This window comes from Streptomyces sp. NPDC059679, from assembly GCF_042734105.1.
GTDB lineage: Bacteria > Actinomycetota > Actinomycetes > Streptomycetales > Streptomycetaceae > Streptomyces.
Genome location: NZ_JBHWES010000028.1, coordinates 138,792 through 146,384, shown reverse-complemented (window position 1 = coordinate 146,384; position 7,593 = coordinate 138,792). Strand labels below are relative to the sequence as shown.

Genomic DNA, 7,593 nt, shown 5'->3' with positions numbered 1-7,593 from the left:
GGACATGTCCCCCGGCCGGAGCTTCACAAGCAACAGGGCCGACTTCGCGGTACTCAGTTGGCTATGCCGACGGGGTGGACCTGGATCTTGTCGTCGTACGGGCCGGCCAGCTTCAGCGCCTCCGCGGGCCACTCCAGGGACACGCTGTGGGTCTCGTTCGGCGGCGTCACGATGATGTTGGTCGGGGACGCGAGGCTGTCGCCACTGAAGTCGACCTCGTACGAGATGCTGAAGGTGGCGGTGTCACCGGGCTTCAGGTCGGTGATGCGGGGCTGCTCACCGCCGCGCTGGACAGGGGCGGACGTGCCATCGGTGTCCTTCAAGTCGACGCCCGCGAAGCCCGTCGCCGAGCAGGTCTTGGCGCCCTTGTTGGTCATCTGAACGGTGACCTCGCCCACCTTCTGGTCGGGCGAGCTGTCCACAGCCTCCATGATCAGGTCGCTCGTGCGGCAGAACTTGCTCTTTCCCCCGCCCTTCGCCGCACCGTCGGTGGCGTCCTGCCCGCCGCCTGCCTCCGAGCCTTCCTTGCCCTTGGCGTCGGAACCCTGCGCACCGCCGGAGGAACCCGATGAGCCGCTGGACCCGGCCGATGCCTTGTCCTGGCCCTCGGCCTTCGTATCGTTGTTGCAGGCCGTCAGGGTCAGCGCGGCGGCTGCGGTCAGCACCGCGGCGGCAACGCGGAAGGAACGACGGCGGGCGGTGCGGGCAGTGGCGTTGGAGCGCATTTCGGGTCCCCCCTGGGAGGTCGGTGTCGTGGTCTGCTCGGTACGACAACAACTCTGACCGGGGCCACTACCGCACCACTGCCGTCCCACTAACGTCCCGCTAACACGACCGCGACCAGGAGAAAGACTCCAATCAGAGACACCCCGATGCGTGCGCGTTTACGCTGGTAGACCCCAGGGGGCGCTGGGGGGGGAGTCATGCGCCCCGTATGGAGCGGAGCCGTCAGCTTCGGTCTCGTGACTTCTCTGAACTAGCGATTCTTTGAGATGGCAGGCCCGCCCTGCGGTCTACAACCCGTGCGGGGATCGTCAGATCGATCGCCGACGGGTAGACAAGCACTCGAAGCTCCTGGCAGACATGGGTGATCTTCGCGTGGGCGAGGAGAAGACGGCGCGGGGCCCGGCCCGAACCCGCTCGACGGGCGCGGACGCGCCGATCTGTGGCCCAGCCGGGCGAGCTCCCTCTGGATCTGCGGCAGCCCCAGCGCGGGTTCTCCCTCGCCAGCCGCAGCACCAACTCCTTCACGGCTTTCACCGTCGCCGGCCGGCCCGGCTTGATCCGGCACTCGCTGTAGTCCCACCTGCATGCAACGAGACGTCGATGCCGGCCCAGCAGCGTCCCTGGTGTCCCAGGGAACACCTGCGCCCAGCAACGCCGGGGGTATCAGCAACGGCAATGCCGCGAGCCACAACCGGTCCACCCCCTGGTAGCGCACCGGACTCACAAGTGGCCTGCGCAGCACCGCGTTGTCCCAACGCGCCCGCTGATCCCGCCATACATGCGTGATCACCGACAGGGGCCAGGCCCACACACGGTGCCGTGCCTGGCCCCGGGCCTGTCAGTTCACCAGGCGCCAGTGCTGGTTAGCACTGCCCGCGCAACTCCATAGCTGGACTTTCGTCCCGTTGGCGGTCCCCTGGCCGCTGGCATCCAGGCAGAGCCCCGACTGCACTGCTGTGATCGTGCCGTCGGGATTGATGTTCCATTGCTGGTCTGCCTGCCCGCTGCAGTCCCAGATCGCCGCCGGGGTGCCGTTGCCCGCTGCCTGGCCGACGCCCAGGCACTTGTTGCCGTAGACAACCAGCTGCTTTCCGGCGGTGTAGGTCCACCGTTGGTTGGAGCCACCGTTGCAGTCCCACAGTTGTGCCTGCGTGCCGTTGGCCGTGGTGGAGTTGTTGATGTCGAGGCAGCGCCCCGACTGCTGCCCTACGATCTCCTGGTTGCCGCCGGACGGTGGCGAATCCGAGCCGAACTGTGTGAAGAACTGCCACACCGCTGCCGACGTCCAGGTGCGCCAGCCGTCACCGGTGGAACCGTCTATGGGACCGGGGTCGTGGCCCGCTCCGTCGAACGCGGCCCAGACGACGGGGTATCCGGACCTGCATCCGGAGTAGGTGGTGATGATGTGCGTCAGGCTTCCGTAGGCCGGCTCAGGCGGGTTCTGCTGAGTGCAGCCGTTCGTCCGGACGAAGGTGTCGCGCAGTTCCCGCCCCGACGAGATGGGCAGCACGTTGTCCCTGATGCCGTGCAGACCCATGTAGGCGATGGGCTGAGTACCGCCGTTGCACCCGCTGAGGTTCGCGCCGGAGTAGACCGCGACCGCGCGGAAGACCGTCGCCCGGGAGCAGGCGAGGGCGTACGACATCGCGCCGCCATAGCTGAAGCCGGCGGAGAACAACTGGGTGGTGTCGACGCACAGACCTGATTCGATCTGGCTGACCATGGCGTCGACGAAGGCCACGTCCTGGCCGCCGGAGTTGGCCCAGCCGTTGCCGATGCCCTGGGGGGCGACGAAGATCGTGCTGTTGTTCGCGTTGTCCGCCAGGCGCCGGAGGCCGTAGTAGGACCAGTTGTACCCGTCCGTCCCGCCCGAGTCGACGTCGTTGGCCGTGCCGCCCCGCCAGTGGAAACCGAAGATCAGCCGGTAGGGGTGGTTGATGTCGTAGCCGGCAGGAACCCGCAGTATGTAACTGCGCGTCTGGCCGCCGCTCTGAATCGTGTGTGTACCACTCGTCAGCGTGGGGGCCTTGCCGCAGCCGGCGGTCGCCCGGACGGCGTCGGTGGTCGTGGCCGACGGGGGCGCGCCAGGGCCGCTGCTGAATGCGGTGCCCGCAGCTGCCAGGACGAGAAGCATCGCGGCCGCAATGGACATTAAGAGCGGATTGCGTTTCATACACTCCTTCTTCCGTAATCGGGGGATTGACAGGGCACGCCAGTCGGCCGGATACGGGTGCTGTATGCGCTTATGACCGCCTTGGCCACCCCATCCTCGGACGCAACACCGCGTCGAACCGATTGGGTGACGCGGCCCCAAGCACTGCTCGCCGGGACGGTTCAGACGGCGGTGATGGTCCATTCGTTGTTGCTACTGGAGTTCGGCGACCACATCACCGTGGTGGAGCCGACCGCGGTGCTGCCGCTGCCGTCAAGGGCGGTGCCGGTGCCCCGATTGACGATCTGGTAGCGGTTGCCGCCGAGGCTGTTGAGCGACCACTGCTGGTTGTCGCCGCCGTTCCACGCCTGCTGGCGGGCGGGAGCGCCGTTGGCGGAGTTGCCCCAGCTGTCGGCGGCCATGCCGTTGGTGCGGTTCATGATGCGGTAGTAGCCGTTGCCGAGGCCGATCAGCTGCCACTGCAGGTTGGTGCTCCCGTCGTAGTTCCACTGCTTGAGGCTGGATCCGGAGGCGACGTTGCCCCCGCTGTCGAGCGTCAGTCCGCTGGTCATGTTGGCGATCTTCACCCAGGTCGTGGAGCCGCCCGGCGCGCCCAGGACGGGGATCTCACCGGAGAAGGTGAGCTTGACCGTGTACGCCAGAGCGCTGAACGGCGGGTTGGACGAGGGCATGGTGAGGTGCAGGCCGGAAGCGTCCTGGGCCGGTGCGGGCAGGTCGATATAGGTGCCGGCGGTGTTGTTCAGCAGTTTGGCGCCGGTGAGGCTGCTGAAGTTGATCTGGTTCGAGTTCAGCGTCGTGATGGTCATCGTGCCGCCCTGCCAGCCCAGCGCGGTGGCGTAGAGGACCTTGTTGTCCCGGCTGCGGGTGAACCGGATGTCCTGCGGTTTGCCGGCCACCGGTCCGCTGAACGAACCTCCGCCCATCTTGGTGGGGCCCTCGCCGTAACTGGCCCAGGAGCGGGTGTTGTAGACCGCCTCTCCGAAGCGGCCGAGCCAGTCGCCCATGGCGAGCAGGATGGACTGCTGCCCGGAGGGGATGGTGCCGTCGGCCATCGGAGCGATGTTGAGCAGCATGCTGCCGCCCTTGCTGACCCGGTCGATCAGCGAGTGGAGCAGTGCCTGCGTCGAGTAGTAGCCGATGCCCACCGTGTAGCACCAACTGGAGGAGGAGATGCTGTCGTCGGTCAGCCAGTAGGGGGTGAGCAGCCCTGCCGGGCCGCCGCGCTCGAAGTCGAAGACCTCACCCTTGTCGTTGAGGCCGTCCTTGTAGGTCGCGACCACGTCCTTGTTCCACGAGACCGCCTGGTTGTAGTAGTGCGCGAGGAACTGGAGCCGGTAGGACTCCTGCACCAGGTGCAGGTCGAAGTCCTGCCAGACCAGGTCCGGCTGGTAGCCGTCGATGATCTCGATCAGCTTGTCGTACCAGAGCTTGTTCTCCGCGGCCGACCCCTGCTGGCCGTAGAGGACGCGGAGAGTCGGGTCCGACTGGGACGGCACGTGGTCGAAGAAGCCGTTGAAGTGGTAGGCGTGGTGCAGCGAGGCCATGAACTTCAGCCCCTGCCCGCGGATGGCCTGCGCGTGCAGCCCCACGAGGTCGAGTCTGGGGCCGCGCTGGACCGAGTTCCACGGGTTGGAGCGGCTGTTCCACATGGAGAAGCCGTCGTGGTGTTCGGCGACCGGGCCGGCGAACTTGGCGCCCGCGGCCTTGAACAGCTGCGCCCAGGCGTCCGGATCCCACTTGCCGCCCTGGGAGACGAGTTTGGGGGCGAACTGCACATGGTTGCCGGCCTTGTCGCGGGCACCGTCGATGAAGTTGTTGTACGGCCATACCGAGGGGTCGCCGTAGGTGGCGATGTGGTGCCGGTTCTCGGCCGAGCCGCCGATGTACATGTTGCGCGGATACCACTCGTTCCCGAACGCGGGAACGCTGAAGACGCCCCAGTGGTAGTAGATACCGAACTTGGCGTCCTGGAACCAGGCCGGGGCCGGGGGGTGCTGGTCCACTGAGGCCCAGCTCGGGGTGTAGCTTCCGGGGCCGTCGGTCGCGGCGGCCTCGGGGGCGAACCGCAGCAGGCCGAAGGCCGTGGTCGCGCCGGCCGCCGCCAGCAGTCTGCGCCTGCTGAGCGGCTGGGAAGAGGAGGACATGTGGGGGCCTCTCGGGGGAATTGACGGAGGTGGCGTGGGAGTCGGTGATCGTCAGCCGGTCACCTGGTCAGTCGCGCGTCCACTTCTGGTTGCTGCTGCCGTTGCAGGTCCACAGCTGCAGCAGGGTGCCGTTGGCCGTTCCCGCGCCGGTGGCGTCCAGGCACAGGCCGGACTGGACACCGGTGATCGTGCCGTCGGCGTGGATTGTCCACTTCTGATTGCTGCCGCCGGTGCAATCCCAGATGTCGACCTTGGTGCCGGGGGTGGTGCCCTGGCCCGCGGCGTCCAGGCAGTCACTGCCGTAGACCCGCAGCTCACCGGCCGAGGTGTCCGTCCACTGCTGGTTGCTGCCGCCGTTGCAGTCCCACAGCTCCACCTGGGTGCCGGCCGTCTGCGACTGGTTCGGCACGTCCACGCACCGGCCGGAGGCGACCCCGACGATCGTGCCGGTCGTGCCGCCGTCGTTCCCGCCGCTGCCGGGGGTGATGGACAGGTTGTCGAACTGCGCCGTCTCGCCCTGGCTGGTCGCATAGCCGATCTGCCCGCCGGCCCAGGTGCGGTCGTTCACGGAACCGACCGTGACACCGTCGATGACGGCGGTGATCGTGGTGCCGGAGAAGGTGAGGGCCAGGGTGTGCCACCGGTTGGTGCCCAGCGCCGCGGTCGTGCCACGGGCCAGGGTTGAGACGTTGCCGTTGGTGTTCGAGTTCAGGATCGACCAGGCCCCGGTGTCGCTCGCCTGCAGGTGATAGGCGTTGAGTCCGGCCGCCCCGGTGTAGCTCTGCCCGTTCGCGCGGCCGAGCAGCTCGGCGTATCCGGGCTTTTCGAGCAGCACGTCGGAGGAGACGGTGTAGTTGCTCCAGCTCAGGTCACCGAGCAGGGCGTGCGGATCGGACAGCGGGTCCCAGGTGATCGGGGCCTGCGGGCTCATCTGGCGCACGCACTTGCCGCTGCGGCCGCCGCCGCAGCCCACCGCTTCGAAAGCGCCCTGCCAGTCCATGAGGTACTTCGCCTCGTTGCCGGTGGCGTAGCCGTCGAAGGAGTCGCTGTACGGCAGCTTCAGTGTGCCGCGGCCGGGACCGGCGGCGGTGCCCTTGCCCTGTCCGGTCGTGGTGGTCAGGGTGTAGATGTGGCCGGGCTGTACGGTCAGGCTGAAATTGCTGCCCGACGGAGTGACGTCCGTGGCGTGCACGAAGTGGTCGGCCGGGTTGCCGGACGTGACGTCGGTGGACCAGACGTGGACGGTTCCGGCGGACAGCCCCCCGGTGACGTTGAAGTTCAGCGTCTGGGCGCTGCCGGCGTCCATCGTCTCGATGACCGTGGAGTAGTCGGAGTTGTTGGTGGACTTGAGCGAGACGTAGCTTCCGTTGTTGCGGTTACCGCCGATGTAGCCGCTGGAGGCGTCGAGGTACCGCCACCCCGGGGCGGTGAACTGGCTGGTGTGTGCCATCACCCAGGTGTTCTTGCCGATCGAGTAGGAGCCGGACCACGGCTGCGAGGCCAGGGCGAGACCCATGGTGGGGTATGGCAGGTTGGGTGTGAGCGCGGCGACCACCGGCCAGTTGAGGTATGCGGTCATCCGTCCGTCGATGTACCCGCGGTTGATGCCGCGGGCCATGGCCTGCGCTCCCCCGTTGTAGTCGTCCGAGCCGTTCTCGCTCGCCCACAACGGCTTGCCGGACGATATGGCGGCCGACGGCACCGAGCAGTTGGACTGTGACGACCGGTAACCGCAGGGATAGTGCGTGCCGATGGCGCTCACCGAGGAGGCGAACGCCGGGTTGGAGTTGATGTCGCCCGCCACGGCCCAGTCCGAGTCAGCCGCGACGATCTTGACGTTGCCGTAGCCGTTGCTGTTGAGCGCGGCGCGCAACTGCTGGTACCAGGAGACGTTGTAGCCTCGCTCGTTCCACCCGCCGAGGTAGTCGATGCTCAGCCCGTGCTGCTTGGCGCAGCCAAGCCACGAGAGCACATAGTTGACCATGTCGGTGGACCAGAAGTTCCCGCCGCCGATCCAGCCGGGCGCGCCCCACGCGAGCCCGTACAGCTTGATGTCCGGGTTGCGCGCTTTGGCCTGCTCCATCAGCCACCATTCGTAGCCCCGGTCGCAGTTCAGATCGGACCGGGTGTGCTGGTGACTCGGCTCGGCCCCCGAGGTGGAGTTGGTGTCACCGCCGATCTCCGCTTTGAGGATCTGCAGGGAGGCGCCGTAGCCGGGCCGGAACAGGTAGTCGAGGATCTGGCCGCGCTCGGGCTCGGGATAGTCGATCAGGAGTCTGCTGTTGCCGCCCCCGCCGCTGATCGCGCCGACGCCGTCGAAGGTCCGGCCGCCGGAGGCGCCGTTGATCGTGATGGAGGTGGCGGCCTGGGCCGGCACGGCGGCCGTGCCCACGATGCCGCCGGCGGTCAGGAGGAGGCCCGTGAGTACGGCCGTCGAGGCGCGCAGGCGCCGTAACAGCCGTCTGAATGCTGACACGGTGGGTTCCTTTCGCAGGTCGGAGGTGTCCCGTGGCCGAGGGTGGCGGCTCCGGCCGCAGGACCCGATGGCTG

At 67.6% G+C, this 7,593-nt stretch carries 4 protein-coding genes; all 4 read right to left on the bottom strand.

Features of this window, described 5'->3' with window-relative positions; genetic code table 11:
- Window positions 1-53 precede the first annotated feature (53 nt).
- Window positions 54-725, bottom strand: coding sequence for a DUF4232 domain-containing protein (locus ACFV2X_RS27960; protein ID WP_385621416.1), 672 nt, complete (start codon window positions 723-725; stop codon window positions 54-56).
- Window positions 726-1,564: 839 nt separating this feature from the next.
- Window positions 1,565-2,878, bottom strand: coding sequence for a ricin-type beta-trefoil lectin domain protein (locus tag ACFV2X_RS27955; RefSeq protein ID WP_385621425.1), 1,314 nt, complete (start codon window positions 2,876-2,878; stop codon window positions 1,565-1,567).
- A 182-nt stretch (window positions 2,879-3,060) separates the two neighbouring features.
- Window positions 3,061-5,043, bottom strand: coding sequence for an alpha-L-fucosidase (locus tag ACFV2X_RS27950; protein ID WP_385621414.1), 1,983 nt, complete (start codon window positions 5,041-5,043; stop codon window positions 3,061-3,063).
- A 67-nt stretch (window positions 5,044-5,110) separates the two neighbouring features.
- A complete protein-coding gene (locus ACFV2X_RS27945; RefSeq protein WP_385621412.1) occupies window positions 5,111-7,519 on the bottom strand; it encodes a ricin-type beta-trefoil lectin domain protein in 2,409 nt (802 codons plus the stop codon).
- Window positions 7,520-7,593: the final 74 nt, after the last annotated feature.

Coding starts and splice junctions, on each gene's coding strand:
- ACFV2X_RS27960 (WP_385621416.1), bottom strand. CDS start 725: ATGCGCTCCAACGCCACTGCCCGCACCGCCCGCCGTCGTTCCTTCCGC.
- ACFV2X_RS27950 (WP_385621414.1), bottom strand. CDS start 5,043: ATGTCCTCCTCTTCCCAGCCGCTCAGCAGGCGCAGACTGCTGGCGGCG.
- ACFV2X_RS27955 (WP_385621425.1), bottom strand. CDS start 2,878: ATGTCCATTGCGGCCGCGATGCTTCTCGTCCTGGCAGCTGCGGGCACC.